The 23,637-nt window shown below is 32.5% G+C and carries 19 protein-coding genes, 5 tRNA genes and 1 pseudogene; 23 read left to right on the top strand and 2 right to left on the bottom strand.

All coding sequences use genetic code 11. From position 1 onward, the window contains the following. The first annotated feature begins 90 nt into the window (after window positions 1-90). Window positions 91-1,179 (top strand): transcription termination factor NusA, encoded by a 1,089-nt coding sequence (gene nusA, locus AJ885_RS05090; protein WP_052795745.1) that lies wholly within the window; start codon window positions 91-93, stop codon window positions 1,177-1,179. Window positions 1,180-1,194: 15 nt separating this feature from the next. On the opposite strand, the gene AJ885_RS05085 is transcribed toward nusA, so the two are convergent. Next, window positions 1,195-2,382 (bottom strand): MFS transporter, encoded by a 1,188-nt coding sequence (locus AJ885_RS05085; RefSeq protein WP_002861201.1) that lies wholly within the window; start codon window positions 2,380-2,382, stop codon window positions 1,195-1,197. 74 nt (window positions 2,383-2,456) lie between these two features. Here AJ885_RS05085 and AJ885_RS05080 point away from each other — a divergent pair, with 74 nt between their 5' ends. Genes AJ885_RS05080 through recG form a run of 3 tightly spaced genes read left to right on the top strand, consistent with a single transcriptional unit; the run spans window position 2,457 to window position 6,536 of the window. Further along, window positions 2,457-3,503 carry a dehypoxanthine futalosine cyclase gene (locus AJ885_RS05080; RefSeq protein ID WP_002861202.1) on the top strand — a complete coding sequence of 349 codons (1,047 nt, stop codon included), beginning with the start codon at window positions 2,457-2,459 and terminating at the stop codon, window positions 3,501-3,503. Beyond that, window positions 3,503-4,723 (top strand): M16 family metallopeptidase, encoded by a 1,221-nt coding sequence (locus tag AJ885_RS05075; protein WP_070210023.1) that lies wholly within the window; start codon window positions 3,503-3,505, stop codon window positions 4,721-4,723. Before AJ885_RS05080 ends, AJ885_RS05075 begins: the two co-directional genes overlap by 1 nt. Further along, on the top strand, window positions 4,713-6,536 hold the full coding sequence (gene recG, locus AJ885_RS05070; protein WP_070210024.1) for an ATP-dependent DNA helicase RecG: 1,824 nt from the start codon (window positions 4,713-4,715) through the stop codon (window positions 6,534-6,536). The genes AJ885_RS05075 and recG overlap by 11 nt, the downstream gene beginning before the upstream one ends. Here the strand turns inward: recG and ctb are convergent. After that, the gene (gene ctb / locus AJ885_RS05065) at window positions 6,533-6,916 is read right to left on the bottom strand and encodes a truncated hemoglobin Ctb (protein WP_002858471.1); all 384 of its coding nucleotides are present in this window, start codon (window positions 6,914-6,916) and stop codon (window positions 6,533-6,535) included. The two genes, recG and ctb, sit on opposite strands and share 4 nt — an antisense overlap. Window positions 6,917-7,010: 94 nt before the next feature. Here ctb and nssR point away from each other — a divergent pair, with 94 nt between their 5' ends. The 19 genes and pseudogenes from nssR (at window position 7,011) to rpoC (ending at window position 23,635) form a co-directional block, all read left to right on the top strand. Further along, a complete protein-coding gene (gene nssR, locus AJ885_RS05060; protein WP_053872345.1) occupies window positions 7,011-7,607 on the top strand; it encodes a nitrosative stress-sensitive transcriptional regulator NssR in 597 nt (198 codons plus the stop codon). Window positions 7,608-7,622: 15 nt separating this feature from the next. Beyond that, on the top strand, window positions 7,623-8,324 hold the full coding sequence (locus tag AJ885_RS05055; RefSeq protein ID WP_002871192.1) for an amino acid ABC transporter permease: 702 nt from the start codon (window positions 7,623-7,625) through the stop codon (window positions 8,322-8,324). Beyond that, window positions 8,317-8,973 carry an amino acid ABC transporter permease gene (locus tag AJ885_RS05050; RefSeq protein WP_053872861.1) on the top strand — a complete coding sequence of 219 codons (657 nt, stop codon included), beginning with the start codon at window positions 8,317-8,319 and terminating at the stop codon, window positions 8,971-8,973. The genes AJ885_RS05055 and AJ885_RS05050 overlap by 8 nt, the downstream gene beginning before the upstream one ends. 1 nt (window position 8,974) lies before the next feature. Beyond that, window positions 8,975-9,735 (top strand): annotated as a pseudogene (locus AJ885_RS05045) (amino acid ABC transporter ATP-binding protein). A 91-nt stretch (window positions 9,736-9,826) separates the two neighbouring features. Continuing rightward, a tRNA-Thr gene (locus tag AJ885_RS05040) sits at window positions 9,827-9,902 on the top strand. A 49-nt stretch (window positions 9,903-9,951) separates the two neighbouring features. Next, window positions 9,952-10,037, top strand: a tRNA-Tyr gene (locus AJ885_RS05035). Between the two features lie 6 nt (window positions 10,038-10,043). After that, window positions 10,044-10,120: transfer RNA gene (locus tag AJ885_RS05030), tRNA-Gly, on the top strand. 104 nt (window positions 10,121-10,224) lie between these two features. Beyond that, window positions 10,225-10,299: transfer RNA gene (locus AJ885_RS05025), tRNA-Thr, on the top strand. A 68-nt stretch (window positions 10,300-10,367) separates the two neighbouring features. After that, window positions 10,368-11,567 (top strand): elongation factor Tu, encoded by a 1,200-nt coding sequence (tuf, locus tag AJ885_RS05020; RefSeq protein ID WP_002855271.1) that lies wholly within the window; start codon window positions 10,368-10,370, stop codon window positions 11,565-11,567. Between the two features lie 52 nt (window positions 11,568-11,619). Continuing rightward, the gene (rpmG, locus tag AJ885_RS05015; RefSeq protein WP_002793551.1) at window positions 11,620-11,778 is read left to right on the top strand and encodes a 50S ribosomal protein L33; all 159 of its coding nucleotides are present in this window, start codon (window positions 11,620-11,622) and stop codon (window positions 11,776-11,778) included. A 12-nt stretch (window positions 11,779-11,790) separates the two neighbouring features. Further along, window positions 11,791-11,866: transfer RNA gene (locus AJ885_RS05010), tRNA-Trp, on the top strand. 18 nt (window positions 11,867-11,884) lie between these two features. Continuing rightward, window positions 11,885-12,064: a preprotein translocase subunit SecE gene (gene secE, locus AJ885_RS05005; RefSeq protein ID WP_002854985.1), complete on the top strand. Its 180-nt coding sequence runs from the start codon at window positions 11,885-11,887 to the stop codon at window positions 12,062-12,064. A 9-nt stretch (window positions 12,065-12,073) separates the two neighbouring features. Further along, a complete protein-coding gene (nusG, locus tag AJ885_RS05000; RefSeq protein WP_002851098.1) occupies window positions 12,074-12,607 on the top strand; it encodes a transcription termination/antitermination protein NusG in 534 nt (177 codons plus the stop codon). Between the two features lie 25 nt (window positions 12,608-12,632). Beyond that, window positions 12,633-13,058, top strand: a complete 426-nt coding sequence (gene rplK / locus AJ885_RS04995; RefSeq protein ID WP_070210025.1) for a 50S ribosomal protein L11 — start codon at window positions 12,633-12,635, stop codon at window positions 13,056-13,058. A gap of 54 nt (window positions 13,059-13,112) precedes the next feature. Continuing rightward, window positions 13,113-13,814 carry a 50S ribosomal protein L1 gene (gene rplA / locus AJ885_RS04990; RefSeq protein WP_002854928.1) on the top strand — a complete coding sequence of 234 codons (702 nt, stop codon included), beginning with the start codon at window positions 13,113-13,115 and terminating at the stop codon, window positions 13,812-13,814. Between the two features lie 151 nt (window positions 13,815-13,965). Beyond that, complete coding sequence (gene rplJ / locus AJ885_RS04985) at window positions 13,966-14,445, top strand: 50S ribosomal protein L10 (protein WP_002866976.1); 480 nt, start codon at window positions 13,966-13,968, stop codon at window positions 14,443-14,445. A 20-nt stretch (window positions 14,446-14,465) separates the two neighbouring features. After that, window positions 14,466-14,843 carry a 50S ribosomal protein L7/L12 gene (gene rplL / locus AJ885_RS04980; RefSeq protein ID WP_002854820.1) on the top strand — a complete coding sequence of 126 codons (378 nt, stop codon included), beginning with the start codon at window positions 14,466-14,468 and terminating at the stop codon, window positions 14,841-14,843. Between the two features lie 109 nt (window positions 14,844-14,952). Continuing rightward, the gene (gene rpoB, locus AJ885_RS04975; protein WP_072223748.1) at window positions 14,953-19,089 is read left to right on the top strand and encodes a DNA-directed RNA polymerase subunit beta; all 4,137 of its coding nucleotides are present in this window, start codon (window positions 14,953-14,955) and stop codon (window positions 19,087-19,089) included. Next, complete coding sequence (gene rpoC, locus AJ885_RS04970; protein ID WP_002891814.1) at window positions 19,082-23,635, top strand: DNA-directed RNA polymerase subunit beta'; 4,554 nt, start codon at window positions 19,082-19,084, stop codon at window positions 23,633-23,635. Before rpoB ends, rpoC begins: the two co-directional genes overlap by 8 nt. Window positions 23,636-23,637 lie beyond the last annotated feature (2 nt).

Below are 23,637 nucleotides of genomic sequence, written 5' to 3'. Positions count from 1 at the left end.
TTTTAGCAAATTTTACTTTTAATTAAACTTATTAAGGATATAATTTTTATCTACATTTTTAAATTTCCCACAAAAAAGGTTTTATAAAATATGGAAAAGATAGCAGATATTATCGAATCTATTGCTAATGAAAAAAATTTAAACTTAGAGAATGTAAGAGAAAAGGTAGCTACCGCTTTAATCAATACTGCAAAAAGAATTTATGGACAAGAATATGAGTTTTTTGTGGATCCTAAAAATTTAAATCTTTATCAAAAAATTACCATAGTAGCAGACAATGACGAGAGATTGCAAAATAAAAGTGAGAGTTTTATCGCGTTAAGTAAGGCAAAATCAGAAGCTCCAGATGTTGAAATAGGAGATGAATTAACCTATGAATGTTCTTTGGAAAATTTAGGAAGAACTGCGGTAAATACCTTGCATAAAGAACTTGAATATCATATACAAAAATTATTAGAACAAACTATTTTTGAAAAATATAAAAACAAAGTAGGGCAAATGGTTTTTGGTACAGTTGTTAGAGTGGATAATGAAGAAAATACTTTTATTGAAATAGATGAATTAAGAGCTTTTTTACCGAGAAAAAATCGCATTAAAGGGGAAAAGTTTAAAATAGGCGATGTGGTAAAAGCTGTGATACGCCGTGTTTATACAGATAAGGGTATTAAAATCGAGCTTAGTCGTACAAGTCCTAAATTTTTAGAATGTTTACTTGAAGCTGAGGTTCCAGAAATCAAAGATGGTTATGTCAATATTATAGGATGTGCTAGAATTCCAGGTGAAAGAGCAAAAATCATTCTTCAGGCTAATGGAGCAAATATCGATCCTGTAGGTGCTACAGTAGGTGTTAAAGGTGTAAGAATTAATGCAGTAAGCAAAGAGCTTCATAATGAAAATATTGATTGTATAGAATTTGCAAATGAGAGTGAAATTTTAATTTCTCGTGCCTTAGCTCCTGCTATTGTAAATTCTGTAAAAATTGAAGATAAAAAAGCTATTGTAAGTTTAAATAGCGAACAAAAAAGTAAAGCTATAGGAAAAAATGGTATTAATATTCGCCTTGCTTCTATGTTAAGTGGTTATGAAATAGAGCTCAATGAATTAAGCTCATCGCAGCTAAATAATGCCATCAGCAATGAAGAAGCAATGAAAAATCTTCAAGATTTATTTAAAATTTAAAATATTTGTGAATTTTCACAAATATTTTTTATAAAACCACTTCCAATAAAATGCCGCAAAGATAAAAATCATACCCAATAAACCTGTAATCAGTTCTAAACTCAAGCCTATTTCAAATAAAAAGCCCATAAGCATTGAAATAATAGCGCTAAAACTAAGATAAATCATATCTGTATAAGCGATCACTCTACCATGATATTCTTTGTCAGCATTTTTTTGTATCATGGTGTAGGTATAAGCCCAAAGTGCTGAGGTAAAAAAACCTGCACCAATTAAACCTAAAAAAGAAATATAAAAATTAAATTGAGTTAAAGCCCAAAGTATAATACCTAAGCCTTGCCCAAGATACATGTAAAATAAATTTTTATCATTAATAAATTTGCTTAAAACCATAGGTCCTATAGCTAAAGAACAAGCACGTACTGCATTTAAAAACCCTATTACTAAAGCAGCGGATAAAACTTCTTTGTATTGATGTTGTGCTAAAAGCGTAACCAAGGTTTCATAAGCAGTTAAACCTATAAAAGCATGAAGCAAGATAAGATGAAAAATTATCTTATTGTTTAAAACATAGAAAAATCCTTCTTTTATCATGGTAAAAAAGCGATTTTGTGTTTTTTGATGAAAATCAGGAATACTTAATCTTACTAAAAAAGAAATGCCTATGAGTATAAGCACACAGTCAAATAAAAAAGCGGTTTTAACTCCTAGAAAATAAATAAAAATTCCCGCACTTGCCATACCTGCTGTATAAGAAATCGCCCAAATGACACTGTGCATTTCATTAGCGAGTTTAAGTTCTTGAGGGGTTAAAATTTTAGCCAATAAACTCATTTCAGCTTGAAAATAAATCGAAGCAACGCAAAGTCTTATGAAGATTAAAATAAACAAAAGCCAAAGCATGCTAAGACTTGTGACAAAAATAAGACAAAAAATAGAAATTAATTCTATGCTAATCATACTGAGTAAAAGTTTTTTAGGTTTATTTTTCTCTACTATGACGCCATTAATAGGAGCAAGCAAAACTCCAGGTAAAAAAGCAAGCATAGCACTTGTAGCTGTTGCCCAAGTAGGAGCATTAAGCTCGACTAAAAGGGTAAAAACTCCAGTTTGAGAAAACCATGCTCCAAAATATACTATAAACTGAACCGAAGCTAATATTCTGATATTTTTATTATTTTTTAATAGTTCAATGTAATTCATAAGCGAAACTATAGCATAATTTATATTTTAAATGCTATAATTATTTTAATTATGTAAAAAAACAAGGAAAAATTTTGAAAAGACTGGATAAAAAAGAAGCTTTAGATTTATTATATCATGCGAGTTTAACGGAACTTGGAGAAATGGCTTATAAAAGAAAATTAGAACTTCATCCTGAAAAAATCACCACTTTTGTTGTAGATAGAAATATTAATTATACCAATGTTTGTTGTATTGATTGTTCTTTTTGCGCTTTTTATCGCCATCATAAAGAAGATGATGCTTATATTTTAAGCTTTGAAGAGATAGGCAAAAAGATAGAAGAGCTTGAAGCTATCGGGGGTACACAAATTCTTTTTCAAGGCGGGGTGCACCCAAAATTAAAAATAGAATGGTATGAAGAATTAGTTTCTTGGATAAAAGAACATTATCCAAATATCACTGTGCATGGTTTTTCAGCAGTTGAGATCGCTTATATTGCAAAAGCATCTAAAATTTCAATCACTGAAGTGTTAAAAAGATTACAAGCTAAGGGTTTATTTTCTATACCAGGAGCGGGAGCTGAGGTGCTAAGCGATAGGGTGCGTGATATTATCGCACCAAATAAATGTGATACAGCTACTTGGTTAGAAGTACATCGCCAAGCTCATAAAATCGGCATGAAAAGTACAGCTACCATGATGTTTGGAACGGTTGAAAATGATGAAGAAATCATCGATCATTTTGAGCATTTGAGAAAATTACAAGATGAAACAGGTGGTTTTAGAGCTTTTATTTTATGGAGCTTTCAAAGTGATAATACTGCTTTAATCCAAAAACATCCAGAGATTATGAAACAAAGTTCTAACAAGTATTTAAGACTTTTAGCTTTAGCAAGACTTTATTTAGATAATTTTAAAAATTTACAAAGTTCTTGGGTAACTCAAGGCTCGCTTATAGGTCAACTTGCTTTAAAATTTGGGGCTAATGATTTAGGCTCAACCATGATGGAAGAAAATGTAGTAAGCGCTGCAGGAGCAAGTTATAGAATGAATCAAGATGAGATGATAAGGCTGATTAGAAGTTTAGGCGAAAATCCAGCTAAACGCAATACCGCTTATGAAATTTTAGAAAGGTTTTAATGCAGTATTTAGAGAGTAGGGGTGTTAAAATCCCTTTTATTTTTGAAAAAAATTCCGATTTTCCTATTGTTGTTTTAAAGCTTGTTTTTAGAAATTGCGCTAGAAGTTATGATGAAATAGCAGGCTTAGCTAAGATGTTTTCACGTATTTTAAATGAAGGCGTGGATGATAAATTTTTTAAGGATTTAGAATTTAGAGCGATAAATTTAGAGGCAAGTAGTGGTTTTGAAAGCTTGGAAATCAATCTTTCTTGCTTGAAAGAAAATTTTGATTTTGCTTTAAAGAGTTTAGAAAAATTGCTTTTAAAACCAAGAATGGAAGAAAAAATTTTGCAAAAATTAAAAATCAATGCCTTAGGTGAACTTGCGAGTAAAAATAGTGATTTTGATTATTTAGCAAAAAATTTACTCAATGCTCAAATTTTTAAATGTAAAGAATTTCAAAGTCCAAACGATGGAGATGAAAAAAGTATAGAAACTTTGTCTTTAAAAGATCTGAAAAATTTTTATAAAAATTTTATCCATCTTAGTGATTTGGTTGTGATTTTAGGAGGAGATTTAGAAGAAAAACAAGCCAAGGAAGATCTTTTAAAACTCTTATCAAAACTTCAAATAGGTAAGAAAAATACTCCAAAAAAATATGAGTTAAGTAAAAACATCAAAGATGAAATTTTGCTACGCCCAGAAAGTGAACAAGCTTATATTTATTTTGCTACGCCTTTTTTTGCCGATTTTAAAGATAAGGATTTATATCTTGCAAAAATTGCATTATTTGTTCTAGGGCAAGGAGGATTTGGTTCAAGGATTATGGAAGAAATTCGTGTTAAAAGAGGTCTTGCATACTCAGCTTATGCTATGCTTGATATGAATATATCTTTTTCTAGAGTTTTTGGATATTTACAAACTAAAAATGAAAGCGCTAAAGAAGCTAAAAAAATCGTAAAAGAGCTTTTTGAAGATTTTATAAAAAATGGTATTACTCAAAACGAACTTGATCAAGCTAAAAATTTTCTCATAGGATCAACTCCTTTGCGTTATGAAAGCTTAAGCAAGCGTTTATCTATGTCTTTTAACGAATTTTATCAAGGTTTAAAATTAGGATATTATAAAGAAGAGTTAAAACTTATGGAAAAGGTTAAACTTGAAACCATAAATGCTTATATTAAAAAACATCAAGAGCTTTTAAATATAAGTTTTGCAAGCATACAAAATGAAAATTAAAGAAAGTGATTATGAATTTTTTAAAAAATTAAAAATTAGAAGTGCTATTGATTTAGCGCTTCTTTTACCTAAAAAAATTGAAAATTTAAATCCAAGTAAAAATCCTAAAGAAAATGAAATTTGTACCCAAAAAATCACTATAAAAAGCGTTAGTTCAAGAAAAAATCAACTTTTTGGTTTGGGTTTTTGTGAAGAATGGCAAGAAAATATCTCTTTTGTGTTTTTTCATCCTAGAGCTTGGCATTTTGGGATTTGTAAGGTAGGAAAAGAGCTTATTTTTAATGCTAAACTCTCACGTTTTAATCACACTTGGCAATTTAACAATCCTAAAATTTTAACTTCTTTTGAGGGTTTTAGTCCAAAGTATCAAATTTTAGGCTTAAAAGATACAAAAATTGCTGCTTTTATACATAAATATCTTAACTATGAAAATTTAAAAGAAAGTGGCATAGAGGATAAATATATACATTTTCTTTTAAATTTACATGCCTATGATGAAAAAAGTTTTTTTATGTTTGAAAATTTGCAAAATTTTAGCAAAGATTTAAAATATATAGAAATATATAATTTTTTAAAGCGTTTAAAAGCTAAAAAAACACATTTTAAAGCTCATCAAATCAATGTTTTTAATATAGCCAATTGGCTTAAAGATTTGCCTTTTTCTCTTACTAAAGATCAGCTTAATGCCTTAAAAGATATAGAAAAAGATTTGCATTCAAAAGAAGCTAAAAGGCGTGTGATTATGGGTGATGTAGGGTGTGGTAAAACCTTGGTTTTGCTTGGTGCGGCTTTGATGGTTTATCCTAAGCAGGCTATTTTAATGGCACCTACTAGTATTTTAGCGTATCAGCTTTATGAAGAGGCTAGGAAATTTTTACCTGATTTTATGAATATTTTGTTTATTAAAGGGGGTAAAAAAGAAAAAGATTTAGAACAAAATATCCAAAAAGCAAATCTTATCATAGGCACTCATGCTTTAATTCATTTAGAAAGTCATAATGCCGTACTTGTAATGATAGATGAACAACATCGTTTTGGGTCAGCTCAGCGTGAAAAAATTCATTCTTTAAATAAGCAAGAATTTACCCCTCATTTTATACAGTTTTCGGCTACGCCTATTCCAAGAACTTTAAGCATGATACAATCTGAACTTTTAAATTTTAGTTTTATTAAGCAAATGCCTTTTAAGAAGGATATTGCAACTTATTGTATACAAAATGAAGGTTTTTCTAAGCTTAGCGAGAAGATCAAGGAAGAAATTGCTAAAAATCATCAAATTATCATTATTTATCCCTTAGTGAGTGCTAGTGATAATATTCCTTATCTTTCTTTGGAGCAGGCTAGGGAGTATTGGCAGAGTCATTATGAAAAAGTTTTTGTAACTCATGGAAAAGATAAACAAAAAGATGAAATTTTAGAGCGTTTTAGGGATGAGGGAAATATTTTATTAAGCACTACAGTGGTGGAAGTGGGCATTTCTTTGCCAAGATTGAGTATGATAGTGATTGTGGGAGCGGAACGTTTAGGACTTGCTACCTTGCATCAACTTCGTGGTCGTGTAGGTCGTGTAGGGCTTAAAAGCACTTGTTATCTTTATACTAAACTTAAAGAAATTCCAAGTCGTTTAAAAGAATTTGCTAGCACTTTAGATGGGTTTAAAATAGCAGAGCTTGATCTTAAAAATCGTTTGAGTGGAGATTTGCTCGATGGTTTTATGCAGCATGGAAATGAGTTTAAATTTTTTGATTTTTCTAAGGATGAGGAGATTTTAGAAAAGGTGAAAAAAGATTTGGCAAAAAAATTGCCAAATTAATGTCCACCGTACTTATAAAGCATATTTTGAAAATGTGAGGCTATCATTTGTGCACGCTGTAAAATGACATTTTTCATTTCCTCATTATAAACTATATTTAAACTTTCTTCAAAAAGTTTTAGCCAAATTTCAAAAAACTCTTGAGGAAAAGGAGGTAGATCTAAGTGCTTTTTTAAGGGTTGCCCATTATAATCACCTTCGCCTAGAAGCATACCTGCCCAAAAATTTCCTATTTTTGCTTTATGTTCTTTCCATTCTTCATCGCTTGTTCCAATAGCATTGTTAAAAATAGGACCTAAATCTTTATCTTTTCTAACTTTTTCATAAAATATTTCCATGAGTTTTGCTATGCTTTCTTGATTAATTGTTTCAAATTTCATATAAGCCTTTCTTAAATGTTAATTTTATGGCGTTAATATAGCAAAAATAAGATAAATTAAATTTAACATAAGTTAAGAATGGAAAATGTATATAATGAAAGATTATTTAGAACTTTTATCTAGTGTAGGAAAATTAAAAAAATTTCAAAAAAATAGTATTTTATTTTATGAAGGCGAAGAGGCTAAAAAATTTTTTATTTTAATCAAGGGAAAAATACGCATTTATAAAAGTACAGCAAGTGATAAAGAAATTACTTTGCATTATTTTAATCCTCCAAATTTTATAGCAGAAATGCCTGCTTTTAAAAAATTAAATTATCCTGCTAATGCTATATTTGAGGAAGATGGAGAAATTTTGGAAATTGATTTTATTAATTTTCAAAATTTATGCAGTGAAAATAAAGAATTCAATTTTTTACTTATCAGTTCACTTTTTGATAAAATTAAAATTTTAGAAAAGAAATTATCTCAAAATGCATTAGATTTAAGGACGAGATTATTAAAGTATCTTTTGGAAAATGAAAAAAAATTAGATACAATTTCACAAAAACAAATTGCAATTGATTTAAATGTTAGAGCACAATCTTTATCTCGAGTGTTAAAAGAACTTAAAATTTCAGAACTTATTGATACAAAAAAAGGTAGAATTGAAATTTTAAATAAAGATATGATCATGAAAGAACTTTGGTAAAATTTAAGGTAGAGAATGGATTTTGATTTTATATTAGCTCAAGCTCCTGCTTTTTTAACGGCTGCTTGGCTTACGATAAAACTAAGCTTTTTTGGAATTATTTTTTCTTTGATAATAGGCTTGTTTTGTATTTTAATGAGTTATTTTAAAATAAAAATTTTAGAAAATATTTGCAAGCTTTATATAGAGTTTTCAAGAAATACGCCTTTATTAATTCAACTTTTTTTCTTATATTATGCTTTACCTAAATTTAATATACATTTAGAACAAATTCCACCGCTTAGTGTGATTTGTTTAAGCGTAGAAGAAACTTTAAGACCTTCTTTTGCTTGTGCTATAGTAGGACTTAGTTTTTTAGGGGGTTCTTATATGGCTGAGAGTTTAAGGGCGGGATTTGAAGCCATAAGAAAACAGCAGTTTGAAGCCGGACTTTCTTTGGGTTTTTCAAAATTTGGAAATTTGCGTTATGTGATTTTGCCGCAAGCTTTAGCTATTTCTATGCCAAGTATTAGTGCTAATATTATATTTTTAATCAAAGAAACTTCAGTGGTTAGTATTATTGCCTTGCCAGATTTGGTGAATTTAATGAAGAGTTTAAATTCCTTAACCTATAAGACAGATGAGCTATTGTTTTTGTTGTTTATGGGATATTTGTGCATTATTTTGCCTTTGTCTTTTATTTTGCTAAAGTTTGAAAAAAGGTTGATTCATGCTTGAACTTTTAAATACCGATACGCTTTTAAGACTCTGGCAAGGGCTTTTTGTCACTCTTGAAATTTCATTTATCAGCATTATTATTACTTCGATAGGTGGGTTGTTTTTGGGAATTTTAATGAGTTTTAAAAATACCTATATCTATGCTTTTTGTCGTTTAGGTTTAGAATTTGTGCGTGTTATGCCACTTTTGGTATGGCTTTTTGTGGTGTATTTTGGTTTTCCTAGATGGTTTGAGTGGGATTTGAGTTCTGTAAGTGCAGCTATTATTGTCTTTAGCATTTGGGGTTGTTTTGAGATGATGGATTTAGTGCGTGTTTCCTTGCAGAGTATTCCAAAACATCAGTATGAAAGTGCATCATCTTTAGGTTTAAATACGGTGCAAAGTTTTGTTTATATTATTATTCCACAAGCTATGCGTCGTTTAACTCCTATGAGCATGAATTTACTTACTCGCATGATTAAAAGTACAACCTTTGCTTATTTAATCGGTGCGGTAGAGCTTGTAAAAGTAGGGCAACAAATTATAGAATTTCATAATAGAAATGATTTTGCACCTTTTATTATTTATGGTTTGATTTTTTTTATCTTTTTTATACTTTGTTATCCCATCACTTTATATTCAAGAAAATTAGAGAAAAAATGGAGCTAAAATGAGCATACTAAAAATAGAAAATTTACAAAAGTATTATGGTTCGCATCACGCCTTAAAAGATATTAATTTAGAAGTTAAGGCTAAAGAAGTTGTGGTGATTTTAGGTCCTAGCGGATGTGGAAAATCTACGCTTTTGCGTTGTATTAATGGGCTTGAAGAGATTGCAAGTGGTAATATTTATATTGATAATGAGAAAATAGATAAAGATTTTAAAGAATGGCCAAGAATGCGTCAAAAAGTTGGTATGGTTTTTCAATCTTATGAGCTTTTTGAGCATTTAAGTGTTGAAGAAAATATACTTTTAGGGCCTATGAAAGTGCAAAAAAGAAAGAAAGATGAGGTTTTAAAAGAGGCTAAAATTTGGCTTGAAAAGGTGGGGCTTTTGCATAAAATTCATGCTTATCCAAGAGAACTTAGCGGAGGACAAAAGCAAAGAATTGCCATAGTAAGAAGTTTATGTATGAATCCTGAGTTAATGCTTTTTGATGAGGTTACAGCAGCGTTGGATCCTGAGATTGTTAGAGAAGTTTTAGAAGTGATGTTAAATCTTGCAAAAGAGGGTATGACTATGCTTATTGTTACTCATGAAATGGGTTTTGCTAAAGCTGTAGCAGATAAAATTATTTTTATGGATGAAGGAAAAATCATCGAAGAAAATGATCCTAAAAGTTTTTTTGAAAATCCAAAAAGCGAAAGAGCAAAGAAATTTTTAAATTTGTTTGATTATCATAAATAGATAAAAATAATATTGGTTTATGATAATAAACTTTACAAGACTAAAATTTTATAGAAAAACTAAAAAAGTCTTGACAAAAATTTTTTTTTGAGTTATAATCTCACTTTTATTTTTGCTGGTTTAGCTCAGTTGGTAGAGCAGCTGCCTTGTAAGCAGCAGGTCGGGGGTTCAAGTCCCTTAACCAGCTCCATTTATTTTAGCAGTGTTTGACCAGAATATTGAAAAAGCAATATTTTTATGGTGAGTTACTCAAGTGGCCAACGAGGGCAGACTGTAAATCTGCTGGCTTTCGCCTTCCGTGGTTCGAATCCACGACTCACCACCATGCTTTGCGGGAGTAGCTCAGTTGGCTAGAGCATCAGCCTTCCAAGCTGAGGGTCGCGGGTTCGAGTCCCGTTTCCCGCTCCAACAATTTAAAAGAACTGGGAGCTGTATTTTAAAACCTTTAACTTACAGTATATATCCCATTTAAGAGTTTTTGTTGTCTGTTATTGTGTATAATTTTTCTGAGCGCTCGTATGGCTCAGAGGTAGAGCACTCCCTTGGTAAGGGAGAGGTCGCGGGTTCAATTCCCGCTATGAGCTCCATGAATTGAAAAAATTATATAGATATAAGACTTGCTTTGCTCAATTTATTTTTTATACGGAGGAAAAAAATGGCTAAAGAAAAATTTTCACGTAATAAGCCACACGTAAATATTGGTACTATTGGTCACGTTGACCATGGTAAAACTACTTTAACAGCTGCTATTTCTGCTGTTCTTTCTAGAAGAGGTTTAGCAGAGCTTAAAGATTATGATAATATCGATAATGCTCCAGAAGAAAAAGAGCGTGGTATTACTATTGCTACTTCTCATATTGAATATGAAACAGACAATCGTCACTATGCACACGTTGACTGCCCAGGTCACGCAGATTATGTTAAAAACATGATTACAGGTGCTGCACAAATGGATGGAGCGATCTTGGTTGTTTCTGCTGCAGATGGCCCTATGCCACAAACTAGAGAACATATTCTTCTTTCTCGTCAAGTAGGCGTTCCATATATTGTTGTTTTTATGAATAAAGCAGATATGGTTGATGATGCTGAACTTTTAGAGTTAGTTGAAATGGAAATTAGAGAATTATTAAGCTCTTATGATTTCCCAGGCGATGATACACCTATTATTTCTGGTTCTGCTTTAAAAGCTCTTGAAGAAGCTAAAGCTGGACAAGATGGTGAATGGTCGGCAAAAATTATGGATCTTATGGCTGCAGTTGATAGTTATATTCCAACTCCAACTCGTGATACTGAAAAAGACTTCTTGATGCCAATTGAAGACGTTTTCTCAATTTCAGGTCGTGGTACTGTTGTTACAGGTAGAATTGAAAAAGGTGTTGTAAAAGTAGGTGATACTATCGAAATCGTTGGTATTAAAGATACTCAAACAACAACTGTAACAGGTGTTGAAATGTTCAGAAAAGAAATGGATCAAGGGGAAGCAGGAGATAACGTAGGTGTTCTTCTTCGTGGTACTAAAAAAGAAGAAGTTATCCGTGGTATGGTTCTTGCTAAACCAAAATCAATTACTCCACACACTGACTTCGAAGCTGAAGTTTATATCTTAAATAAAGATGAAGGTGGTAGACATACTCCATTCTTTAACAACTATAGACCACAGTTTTATGTAAGAACAACTGATGTTACAGGTTCGATTAAATTAGCTGATGGTGTTGAAATGGTTATGCCAGGTGAAAATGTGAGAATTACTGTAAGCTTGATCGCTCCAGTAGCACTTGAAGAAGGAACTCGTTTTGCTATTCGTGAAGGTGGTAAAACTGTTGGTTCAGGTGTTGTTTCTAAAATTATTAAATAATTTAATAAAGCCAAGTTAAAAGCTTGGCTTTAATTTTTTAAGGAAAATTGAAATGAGAATTAAAGTTGGTTTAAAGTGTGAAGAATGTGGTGATATTAATTATAGCACCTATAAAAATAGTAAAAATACTACTGAAAAATTAGAATTAAAAAAATATTGCCCAAGATTAAAAAAACATACACTTCACAAAGAAGTTAAGCTAAAAAGTTAAGCTTGCGCCCTTAGGGCAATAGCTCCAACGGTAGAGCGCCGGATTCCAAATCCGATGGTTGGGGGTTCGAATCCCTCTTGCCCTGCCATAATTAAGGTTTAAATAAATGGAAAAATTAATAACTTATTTTAAATTATCAAAAGCCGAATTAAGGAAAGTAATTTTTCCTTTAAAAGAACAGGTAAGAAATGCCTATATTACAGTTTTTGTGGTTGTTGCGGTGATTTCTTTGTTTTTGGCGTTAGTGGATTGGCTTATGTCCTCTATTGTTTCTGCGATCGTATAAGGAGAGTAAATGAGTACTCATAAATGGTATGCAATTCAAACTTATGCTGGCAGTGAAATGGCAGTTAAAAGAGCCATTGAAAATTTAGTAAAAGATAACGGAATTGAAGAACAACTTAAAGAAATTGTTGTTCCAACTGAAGATGTTATTGAATTTAAGAATGGAAAAGAAAAGATTAGCGAAAGAAGTTTGTATTCAGGATACGTTTTTGCACTTCTTGATTTAAATACAGAGCTTTGGCATCGCATTCAATCTCTTCCAAAGGTTGGTCGTTTTATTGGAGAATCTAAAAAGCCAACCCCTTTAACAGAAAAAGATATTAATTTGATTTTGGAAAAAGTTCACAATCGTGCAGCGCCTAAACCAAAGATTTCTTTTGAAGAAGGGGAAAATGTGAGAATCACAGAAGGGCCATTTGCAAACTTTACTGCAATTGTAGAAGAGTATGATATGGTTCGTGGTTTATTAAAATTAAATGTTTCTATTTTTGGACGTTCAACTCCAGTGGAGATCTTATATTCTCAAGTTGAGAAAATAATTTAATTTATATCAAGTAAGGAGATTTGTTATGGCTAAAAAAGTCGTAGGCGAAATTAAATTGCAAATTGCTGCCACAAAAGCAAACCCATCACCACCTGTTGGTCCTGCTTTGGGTCAGCAAGGTGTTAATATTATGGAGTTTTGTAAGGCTTTTAATGAAAGAACAAAAGATATGGCAGGTTTTAATATCCCTGTTGTTATCACTGTTTATGCAGATAAAAGTTTTACTTTTATTACAAAACAACCGCCAGCTACGGATTTGATCAAAAAAGCAGCTGGAATTTCTAAAGGTACGGATAATCCACTTAAAAATAAGGTGGGTAAGTTAACTCGTGCTCAAGTTTTAGAAATAGTAGATAAGAAAATTGCAGATTTAAATACTAAAGATAGAGATCAAGCTGTTAAAATTATTGCAGGTTCAGCTCGTTCTATGGGTGTTGAAATCGTAGATTAATCCTTTCACCGCCAAGGTAAAAGGCGGTAGCACTTTAAAATGCGGAGAAAATAAATGGCTAAGATAGCAAAAAGATTAAAAGAATTATCACAAAAAATTGATTCAAATAAAGAGTATGCTTTAAGCGATGCAATTGATACAATAAAGACTTTAAAGTCTGCTAAATTTGATGAGACTGTAGAAATTGCTTTAAAACTTAATGTTGATCCAAGACATGCAGATCAAATGGTAAGAGGATCTGTTGTTTTACCTGCTGGAACGGGTAAAAAAGTTCGTGTTGCTGTAATTGCAAAAGACGCAAAAGCTGATGAAGCGAAAAATGCTGGTGCAGATATTGTGGGTAGCGATGATTTAGTAGAAGAAATTCAAAAAGGTAATATGAATTTTGATGTTTTGATTGCTACTCCAAATTTAATGGGACTTGTTGGTAAAGTTGGTAGAATTTTAGGGCCAAAAGGTTTAATGCCAAATCCTAAAACCGGAACAGTTACTATGGATGTTGCTCAAGCAGTTAATAATGCAAAAAGTGGTCAGGTAAATTTCCGTGTTGATAAGCAAGGAAATATCCATGCAGGTCTTGGTAAAGTAAGTTTTTCCAAAGAACAATTATGGGACAATGTTAGCACTTTTGTAAAGGCAATTAACAAACACAAACCTGCCGCAGCTAAAGGTAGATATATTAAAAATGCGGCTTTATCTTTGACAATGAGCCCTTCTGTAAAGCTTGAAACACAAGAATTGCTTGATATGAAATAAGAGTTGCTTTTTTGCAACTCTTTTGTTTTAAAATAAACATTTGAAAAAATTTTTGATTTTTTGAGATGTTTATTTTAGATTGAAGATAGTCGAGGCATAAGCTTAATTGGATTTCCACTCTACTTGAAATCTCAATCGGAAAGGAGAAAATGTGACTAGAAGCGAAAAAGTTGAGATTATTGCTAAACTTGAAGAAGGTTTTAAAGCTAGTGAAGCTATTGTAGTTTGTAATTACAGAGGTCTTAGCACAAAAAAACTAGAAGAGCTTAGAAATAATGCAAGAGAAAACAATGTAAAAGTTCAAATTGTTAAAAATACTTTGGCTAACATTGCTCTTAACAATTCCGGTAAAACAGGTCTAGTTCTTAAAGATACAAATATTTATCTTTGGGGCGAAGATCAGCTAAGTGTTTCAAAAGTAGCTGCTAAATTTGAAGAAAATAACGATAAATTTGAAATCAAAACAGCTTATATTGAAGGCGAAGTTGCAGATGTTGCTAAGGTTAAAGCTCTTGCTAAAATGCCTTCACGCAATGAGTTGCTTGCTATGCTTTTGCAAGTTTGGAATGCGCCAATTACCAATTTCACAATAGGTTTAAATGCGCTTAAAAATAAAAAAGAATCTGAATAAATTAAATAAAAGGATAAAAAATGGCAATTTCTAAAGAAGATGTATTAGAATATATTTCAAATTTAAGTGTTCTTGAGTTATCAGAACTTGTAAAAGAATTTGAAGAAAAATTTGGTGTGTCTGCTGCTCCTGTAATGGTAGCTGGTGGTGCTGCAGCTGGTGGTGCTGCAGCTGCTGCTGAAGAAAAAACTGAATTTGATATCGTTTTAACTGATGGCGGTGCTAAAAAGATTGAAGTTATTAAAATCGTTCGTGCTCTTACAGGCCTTGGTCTTAAAGAAGCAAAAGATGCAGTTGAGCAAACTCCTTCAACTCTAAAAGAGGGTGTGGCTAAAGCTGAAGCTGAGGAAGCTAAAAAACAACTTGAAGAAGCTGGTGCTAAAGTAGAACTTAAGTAATTTTAAGCTTTAAAGTTTAGAAGAAGATTTGCCAAGGCAAGTCTTCTTTTTTTATTTTTACCTAATTTTTAGGTCTTCTTTTTTAAATTTACAAAATTTACCATGAGGTATGTGCGATATGTTAGATAATAAATTAGGAAATCGTTTAAGAGTAGACTTCTCAAACATTTCAAAACAAATAGAAATCCCAAATCTTCTACAATTACAAAAAAAGAGTTTTGATTATTTTTTAAATCTTGATAATGGTGAAAGTGGTATAGAAAAAGTTTTTAAATCAATTTTTCCTATTCATGATCCGCAAAATAGATTGAGTCTTGAATATGTTAGTAGTGAAATAGGCAAGCCAAAATATACCATTCGCGAATGCATGGAAAGAGGTTTGACTTATTCTGTAAATTTAAAAATGAAAATCCGTCTTACTCTGCATGAAAAAGATGAAAAAACAGGGGAAAAAGTTGGCGTAAAAGATATTAAAGAACAAGAAATTTATATCCGCGAAATTCCTTTAATGACAGATCGTGTATCTTTTATCATTAATGGGGTTGAGAGGGTGGTTGTAAATCAATTACATAGAAGCCCTGGTGTTATTTTTAAAGAAGAAGAAAGCTCAACGGTTGCAAATAAGCTTGTTTATACAGCACAAATTATTCCTGATCGTGGTTCGTGGCTTTATTTTGAATACGATGCCAAAGATGTTTTGTATGTAAGAATCAACAAGCGTAGAAAAGTTCCTGTAACTATGCTTTTTAGAGCTTTAGGGTATAAAAAACAAGATATTATTAAGTTGTTTTATCCTATTCAGACTATACATGTGAAAAAAGATAAATTTTTAACAGAATTTAATCCAAATGATTTTATGGATAGAATAGAATATGATATTAAAGATGAAAAAGGAAAAATCGTTCATCAAGCTGGAAAAAGACTTACAAAGAAAAAAGCAGAACAGCTTATTAAAGACGGTTTAAAATGGATAGAATATCCTGTAGAAATTTTACTTAATCGTTATTTAGCAAATCCTATTATTGATAAAGAAAGTGGAGAGGTTTTATTTGATTCTTTAACTTTGTTAGATGAGAGTAAGCTTGCTAAGATTAAAGAGCAAAAAAGTTTTGATATAGCAAATGATTTGGCTAATGGCGTTGATGCAGCGATTATTAACTCCTTTGCTCAAGATGGAGAAACTCTAAAACTTCTTAAACAAAGTGAAAATATTGATGATGAAAATGATTTAGCTGCGATTAGAATTTACAAAGTTATGCGCCCAGGTGAACCTGTGGTAAAAGATGCAGCGAAGGCTTTTGTAAATGATTTATTTTTCAATCCTGAAAGATACGATCTTACCAAGGTGGGTCGTATGAAAATGAACCATAAGTTAGGTCTTGAAGTGCCTGAGTATGTTACTGTTTTGACTAATGAAGATATTATTAAAACTGCAAAATATTTAATTAAAGTAAAAAATGGTAAAGGACATATTGATGATAGAGATCATTTAGGAAATCGTCGTATCCGTTCTATAGGTGAACTTTTAGCCAATGAGCTTCATTTAGGTCTTGCAAAAATGCAAAAGGCGATCAGAGATAAATTTACTTCTTTAAATGCGGATCTTGATAAAGTAATGCCTTATGATTTAATCAATCCTAAAATGATTACTACAACTATCATTGAATTTTTTACAGGAGGTCAGCTTTCGCAATTTATGGATCAAACCAACCCTTTAAGTGAGGTTACTCATAAGCGTCGTTTGTCAGCGCTTGGTGAAGGTGGGCTTGTAAAAGAAAGAGCAGGTTTTGAAGTGCGTGATGTTCACGCGACACATTATGGTAGAATTTGTCCAGTTGAAACACCTGAAGGTCAAAATATTGGTTTGATTAACACTCTTTCTACTTATGCAAAAGTAAATGAACTTGGCTTTGTTGAAGCACCATATAGAAAAGTTGTAAATGGTAAAGTGACTAATGAAGTTGTTTATCTTACAGCAACACAAGAAGAAGGCTTATTTATCGCACCAGCTTCAACTAAGGTTGATGCTAAAGGCAATATAGTAGAAGAATTTGTTGAGGCTAGACAAGATGGTGAAACTATACTTGCAAGACGCGAAGAAGTGCAATTAATCGATCTTTGCTCAGGTATGGTTGTTGGGGTTGCGGCTTCTTTGATTCCGTTTTTAGAGCACGATGATGCAAACAGAGCACTAATGGGTTCAAACATGCAACGTCAAGCTGTGCCACTTCTTACTGCTTCAGCTCCGATAGTAGGAACAGGTATGGAACAAATTATTGCGCGTGATGCTTGGGAAGCTGTTAAAGCAAAGCGTGGCGGTGTGGTTGAGAAAGTGGATAATAAAAGTATTTTCATTTTAGGTGAAGATGATAAAGGTCCATTTATTGACCATTATACTATGGAGAAAAATTTAAGAACCAATCAAAATACAAATTATATTCAACATCCTATTGTTAAAAAAGGTGATATAGTAAAAGCAGGACAAATTATCGCAGATGGTCCTTCTATGGATCAAGGCGAACTTGCTATAGGTAAAAATGCTTTAATCGCTTTTATGCCTTGGAATGGTTATAACTATGAGGATGCTATAGTTGTAAGTGAGAGAATTATTCGTGAAGATACCTTTACAAGCGTGCACATTTATGAAAAAGAAATTGAAGCAAGAGAACTAAAAGACGGCATAGAAGAAATTACCAAAGATATCCCAAATGTAAAAGAAGAAGATGTTGCACATCTTGATGAGAGCGGTATTGCAAAAATTGGTACCCATATCAAACCAGGTATGATTTTGGTGGGTAAGGTTTCTCCAAAAGGTGAGGTTAAACCAACTCCTGAAGAAAGACTTTTAAGAGCTATTTTTGGGGAAAAAGCAGGACATGTTGTGAATAAATCACTTTATGCAACCGCTTCTTTAGAGGGTGTTGTTGTGGATGTTAAAATTTTCACTAAAAAAGGCTATGAAAAAGATGATCGCGCAATAAAATCTTATGATAAAGAAAAAATGGCTTTAGAAAAAGAACATCATGATAGACTTTTGATGATGGATAGAGAAGAAATGCTTCGTGTTTGTGCTCTTCTTTCCAAAGCCCCTTTAAATAGTGATCAAAAAATTGGAGATAAAAATTATAAAAAAGGACAAACTGCAGATATTAGCGAACTTGAAAAAATCAATCGTTTTACTTTAACAACTTTGATTAAAGCTTATTCTAAAGAGATTCAAAAAGAATACGATGATTTAAAAAATCATTTCCAAAATGAGAAGAAAAAATTAAAAGCAGAACACGATGAAAAGCTTGAAATTTTAGAAAAAGATGATATTTTACCAAGTGGGGTAATTAAGCTTGTTAAAGTTTATATTGCTACAAAGAGAAAGCTTAAAGTCGGTGATAAAATGGCAGGACGCCACGGAAACAAAGGTATAGTTTCAACTATAGTTCCTGAAGTGGATATGCCTTATTTACCAAATGGCAAAAGCGTGGATATTGCGCTTAATCCACTTGGCGTTCCAAGTCGTATGAATATAGGCCAAATTTTAGAAAGCCATTTGGGTTTAATTGGACTTAGACTCGGAGATCAGATTCAAGAAATTTTTGACAGAAAGCAAAAAGATTTTCTTAAAGAATTAAGAGCAAAAATGCTTGAAATTTGTTCTATTCCAAGACTTGCAAGCGAAAAAGAATTTATTAAAAGCTTAAGCAATGAAGAGCTTTTAAACTATGCTAGAGACTGGAGTAAAGGAGTTAAATTTGCTACTCCTGTTTTTGAAGGTGTAAATATAGAAGAATTTAGCAAGCTTTTTGAAATGGCCAAGATAGATATGGACGGCAAAACAGAACTTTATGATGGACGCACGGGTGAGAAAATCGCAGAGCGTGTTCATGTAGGATGTATGTATATGCTAAAACTCCACCACTTAGTTGATGAGAAAGTTCACGCAAGAAGTACAGGACCTTACAGCTTAGTTACCCAACAACCTGTGGGTGGTAAAGCACTCTTTGGGGGACAAAGATTTGGAGAAATGGAAGTTTGGGCACTTGAAGCTTATGGAGCGGCTCATACTTTAAGAGAAATGTTAACCATAAAATCAGATGATGTAGAAGGTAGATTTAGTGCTTATAAAGCATTGACAAAAGGTGAAAATGTTCCAGCAACAGGAATTCCTGAAACATTTTTTGTATTAACCAATGAGCTTAAATCTCTTGCTTTAGATGTTGAGATTTTTGATAAGGATGAAGATAATGAGTAAATTTAAAGTAATAGAAATCAAAGAAGATGCAAGACCTAGAGATTTTGAAGCGTTTCAACTAAGACTTGCAAGTCCTGAAAAAATCAAATCATGGTCTTATGGAGAAGTAAAAAAACCAGAAACTATCAATTATAGAACCTTAAAGCCTGAAAGAGATGGGCTTTTTTGTGCAAAGATTTTTGGACCTATAAGAGATTATGAGTGTCTTTGTGGTAAATACAAAAAAATGCGTTTTAAAGGCGTTAAGTGTGAAAAATGTGGTGTTGAAGTAGCAAATTCAAAAGTGCGTCGTTCTAGAATGGGGCATATTGAGCTTGTAACTCCTGTGGCTCATATTTGGTATGTTAATTCTCTTCCAAGCCGTATAGGGACGCTTTTGGGTGTTAAGATGAAAGATCTTGAGCGCGTGCTTTATTATGAAGCTTATATCGTTGAAAACCCAGGAGATGCTTTCTATGATAATGAAAGTACTAAAAAAGTGGAATATTGCGATGTTTTAAACGAGGAGCAATATCAAAATTTAATGCAACGCTATGAAAATAGTGGCTTTAAAGCAAGAATGGGTGGAGAAGTTGTTCGTGATTTACTTGCAAATTTAGATCTTGTAGCGCTTTTAAATCAGCTTAAAGAAGAAATGGCGGCTACAAATTCAGAGGCTAAGAAAAAAACCATCATTAAACGCTTAAAAGTTGTAGAAAATTTCTTAAATTCAAATTTAAACGCCAATACCGATAGCGATGAAGCCGTACCAAATCGTCCTGAATGGATGATGATTACAAATCTTCCAGTTTTACCGCCAGATTTGCGTCCTTTAGTGGCTTTAGATGGTGGGAAATTTGCAGTTTCTGATGTGAATGACTTATATCGTCGTGTTATTAATAGAAATACACGTCTTAAAAAACTTATGGAACTTGATGCACCTGAAATCATTATAAGAAATGAAAAAAGAATGCTCCAAGAGGCTGTTGATGCACTTTTTGACAACGGTCGTCGTGCTAATGCTGTAAAAGGAGCAAATAAACGCCCATTAAAATCTTTAAGTGAAATTATTAAAGGCAAACAAGGACGTTTTAGACAAAACCTACTAGGTAAGAGGGTTGATTTTTCAGGTCGTAGCGTTATTGTTGTAGGTCCAAAACTTAGAATGGATCAATGCGGTTTACCTAAAAAAATGGCTTTAGAGCTTTTTAAGCCACATCTTTTAGCTAAGCTTGAAGAAAAAGGTTATGCAACCACAGTAAAACAAGCTAAAAAAATGATAGAAAACAAAACTAATGAAGTTTGGGAATGTTTAGAAGAGGTGGTAAAAGGGCATCCTGTTATGTTAAACCGTGCGCCTACTTTGCATAAACTTTCTATCCAAGCTTTTCATCCTGTTTTAGTGGAAGGTAAGGCTATACAACTTCATCCTTTGGTTTGTGCAGCATTTAACGCGGACTTTGACGGGGATCAAATGGCAGTGCATGTACCGCTTTCTCAAGAGGCCATTGCAGAATGCAAAGTGCTTATGCTTTCATCAATGAATATTCTTTTGCCGGCAAGCGGTAAGTCTGTAACCGTTCCATCTCAAGATATGGTTTTAGGGATTTATTATCTTTCACTAGAAAAAGCTGGTGCTAAAGGTTCGCATAAAATTTGTACAGGTATTGATGAAGTGATGATGGCGCTTGAAAGCAAGTGTTTGGATATTCATGCGAGTATACAAACTATGGTAGATGGTAGAAAGATTACCACTACAGCAGGAAGATTGATTATTAAATCCATTTTACCTGATTTTGTGCCTGAAAATAGTTGGAATAAAGTCTTAAAGAAAAAAGACATTGCCGCGCTTGTGGATTATGTTTATAAACAAGGTGGTTTAGAGATTACAGCAAGTTTCTTGGATAGACTTAAAAATTTAGGTTTTGAGTATGCAACTAAAGCAGGTATTTCAATTTCGATTGCAGATATTATTGTTCCTAATGACAAGCAAAAAGCTATCGATGAAGCAAAAAAACAAGTAAGAGAAATTCAAAATTCTTATAATCTTGGTTTGATTACTTCAGGGGAAAGATACAATAAAATCATTGATATTTGGAAAAGTACAAATAATGTCCTTTCAAAAGAGATGATGAAGCTTGTAGAAAAAGATAAAGAAGGTTTTAACTCTATTTATATGATGGCAGATTCTGGTGCTAGGGGTAGTGCGGCTCAAATTTCTCAGCTTGCTGCGATGAGAGGACTTATGACTAAACCTGATGGTTCTATTATCGAAACTCCTATTATTTCGAATTTCCGTGAAGGGCTAAATGTTCTTGAATACTTTATTTCAACTCACGGTGCTAGAAAAGGTCTTGCAGATACCGCTCTTAAAACAGCAAATGCGGGTTATTTGACAAGAAAACTTATCGATGTTGCACAAAATGTAAAAATTACTATTGAAGATTGTGGAACGCATGAAGGTGTTGAAATCAATGAAATTACCGCAGATAGTTCTATTATAGAAACTTTAGAAGAAAGAATTTTAGGCAGGGTTTTAGCTGAAGATGTGATCGATCCTATTACAAATTCTGTGCTTTTTGCAGAAGGTACTTTAATGGATGAGGAAAAAGCAAAAATTCTTGGAGAAAGCGGTATAAAAAGTGTCAATATCCGCACTCCTATTACTTGCAAAGCTAAAAAAGGAATTTGTGCAAAATGTTATGGTATCAATCTTGGCGAAGGTAAATTAGTAAAACCAGGTGAAGCAGTAGGAATTATTTCCGCTCAATCTATCGGCGAGCCAGGGACGCAGCTAACTCTAAGAACTTTCCACAGCGGGGGGACTGCAAGTACGGATTTACAAGATAGACAAGTAAGCGCACAAAAAGAAGGTTTTATAAGATTTTATAATCTTAAAACTTATAAAAATAAAGAAGGTAAAAATATCGTAGCAAATCGTAGAAATGCGGCGATTTTACTTGTGGAGCCAAAAATCAAAACTCCATTTAAAGGTGTGATTAATATAGAAAATATTCATGAAGATGTGATTGTTTCTATTAAAGATAAAAAACAAGAAGTAAAATACATACTAAGAAAATACGATCTTGCTAAACCAAATGAATTAGCAGGCGTAAGTGGTAGTATAGATGGAAAACTTTATTTGCCATATCAAAGTGGTATGCAAGTAGAAGAAAATGAAAGTATCGTGGAAGTGATTAAAGAGGGTTGGAACGTTCCTAATCGTATTCCTTTTGCGAGTGAAATTTTAGTAGAAGATGGCGAGCCCGTGGTACAAAATATCAAAGCAGGAGAAAAGGGAACGCTTAAATTTTATATCCTTAAAGGCGATGGTTTAGATAGAGTAAAAAATGTTAAAAAAGGCGATATTGTTAAAGAAAAAGGATTCTTTGTGGTGATTGCTGATGAAAATGATAGAGAAGCAAAAAGACACTATATCCCAAGAGAATCTAAGATAGAATTTAATGATAGTGAAAAAATCGATGATGCAAATACCATCATTGCAAGTGCTCCTAAAAAAGAAAGAAAAGTGATTGCAGAATGGGATGCTTATAATAATACTATCATTGCAGAAATTGATGGTGTTATAAGCTTTGAGGATATTGAAGCAGGTTATAGTGCTGATGAGCAAATTGATGAAGCTACAGGTAAGCGTTCTTTAGTGATTAATGAGTATTTGCCAAGCGGAGTTAGACCAACTTTGGTAATTGCAGGAAAAGGTGATAAGGCTGTGCGTTATCAGCTTGAACCAAAAACCGTTATTTTTGTTCATGATGGTGATAAAATCGCTCAAGCAGATATTTTAGCAAAAACTCCAAAAGCTGCAGCTAAATCAAAAGATATTACAGGAGGTCTTCCAAGAGTTTCTGAACTTTTTGAAGCAAGAAAACCAAAAAATGCGGCTGTGATTGCAGAAATTGATGGTGTTGTTCGTTTTGATAAACCTTTGCGTTCTAAAGAAAGAATTATTATCCAAGCAGAAGATGGTACAAGTGCTGAGTATTTAATAGATAAATCAAAACACATTCAAGTAAGAGATGGCGAGTTTATCCATGCAGGTGAAAAACTTACAGATGGAGTTGTTTCAAGTCATGATGTGCTTAAAATTTTAGGTGAAAAAGCCTTGCATTATTATTTGATTTCTGAAATTCAACAAGTTTATCGCGGACAAGGTGTTGTGATTTCTGATAAACATATAGAAGTTATCGTTTCTCAAATGCTAAGACAAGTAAAAGTTGTAGATAGTGGACATACGAAATTTATCGAGGGTGATTTGGTTTCAAGACGTAAATTCCGTGAAGAAAACGAAAGAATCATTAGAATGGGTGGAGAACCTGCTATTGCTGAGCCTGTGCTTTTAGGTGTAACAAGAGCAGCGATTGGAAGTGATAGTGTGATTTCTGCAGCTTCATTCCAAGAAACTACTAAAGTTCTAACCGAAGCAAGTATAGCGGGTAAATTTGACTACTTAGAAGATTTAAAAGAAAATGTTATTCTAGGTAGAATGATACCTGTTGGAACAGGGCTTTATGGTGAACAAAATTTAAAACTTAAAGAACAAGAATAACT

It is taken from the genome of Campylobacter sp. BCW_6464, assembly GCF_001762775.1.
GTDB lineage: Bacteria > Campylobacterota > Campylobacteria > Campylobacterales > Campylobacteraceae > Campylobacter_D > Campylobacter_D jejuni.
The sequence above is the reverse complement of the archived record's forward strand: the minus strand, read 5'-3'. Positions and strand labels throughout refer to the sequence as shown.

Coding starts and splice junctions, on each gene's coding strand:
- nusA (WP_052795745.1), top strand. CDS start 91: ATGGAAAAGATAGCAGATATTATCGAATCTATTGCTAATGAAAAAAAT.
- AJ885_RS05085 (WP_002861201.1), bottom strand. CDS start 2,382: ATGAATTACATTGAACTATTAAAAAATAATAAAAATATCAGAATATTA.
- AJ885_RS05075 (WP_070210023.1), top strand. CDS start 3,503: ATGCAGTATTTAGAGAGTAGGGGTGTTAAAATCCCTTTTATTTTTGAA.
- recG (WP_070210024.1), top strand. CDS start 4,713: ATGAAAATTAAAGAAAGTGATTATGAATTTTTTAAAAAATTAAAAATT.
- ctb (WP_002858471.1), bottom strand. CDS start 6,916: ATGAAATTTGAAACAATTAATCAAGAAAGCATAGCAAAACTCATGGAA.
- nssR (WP_053872345.1), top strand. CDS start 7,011: ATGAAAGATTATTTAGAACTTTTATCTAGTGTAGGAAAATTAAAAAAA.
- AJ885_RS05055 (WP_002871192.1), top strand. CDS start 7,623: ATGGATTTTGATTTTATATTAGCTCAAGCTCCTGCTTTTTTAACGGCT.
- AJ885_RS05050 (WP_053872861.1), top strand. CDS start 8,317: ATGCTTGAACTTTTAAATACCGATACGCTTTTAAGACTCTGGCAAGGG.
- tuf (WP_002855271.1), top strand. CDS start 10,368: ATGGCTAAAGAAAAATTTTCACGTAATAAGCCACACGTAAATATTGGT.
- rpmG (WP_002793551.1), top strand. CDS start 11,620: ATGAGAATTAAAGTTGGTTTAAAGTGTGAAGAATGTGGTGATATTAAT.
- secE (WP_002854985.1), top strand. CDS start 11,885: ATGGAAAAATTAATAACTTATTTTAAATTATCAAAAGCCGAATTAAGG.
- nusG (WP_002851098.1), top strand. CDS start 12,074: ATGAGTACTCATAAATGGTATGCAATTCAAACTTATGCTGGCAGTGAA.
- rplK (WP_070210025.1), top strand. CDS start 12,633: ATGGCTAAAAAAGTCGTAGGCGAAATTAAATTGCAAATTGCTGCCACA.
- rplA (WP_002854928.1), top strand. CDS start 13,113: ATGGCTAAGATAGCAAAAAGATTAAAAGAATTATCACAAAAAATTGAT.
- rplL (WP_002854820.1), top strand. CDS start 14,466: ATGGCAATTTCTAAAGAAGATGTATTAGAATATATTTCAAATTTAAGT.
- rpoB (WP_072223748.1), top strand. CDS start 14,953: ATGTGCGATATGTTAGATAATAAATTAGGAAATCGTTTAAGAGTAGAC.
- rpoC (WP_002891814.1), top strand. CDS start 19,082: ATGAGTAAATTTAAAGTAATAGAAATCAAAGAAGATGCAAGACCTAGA.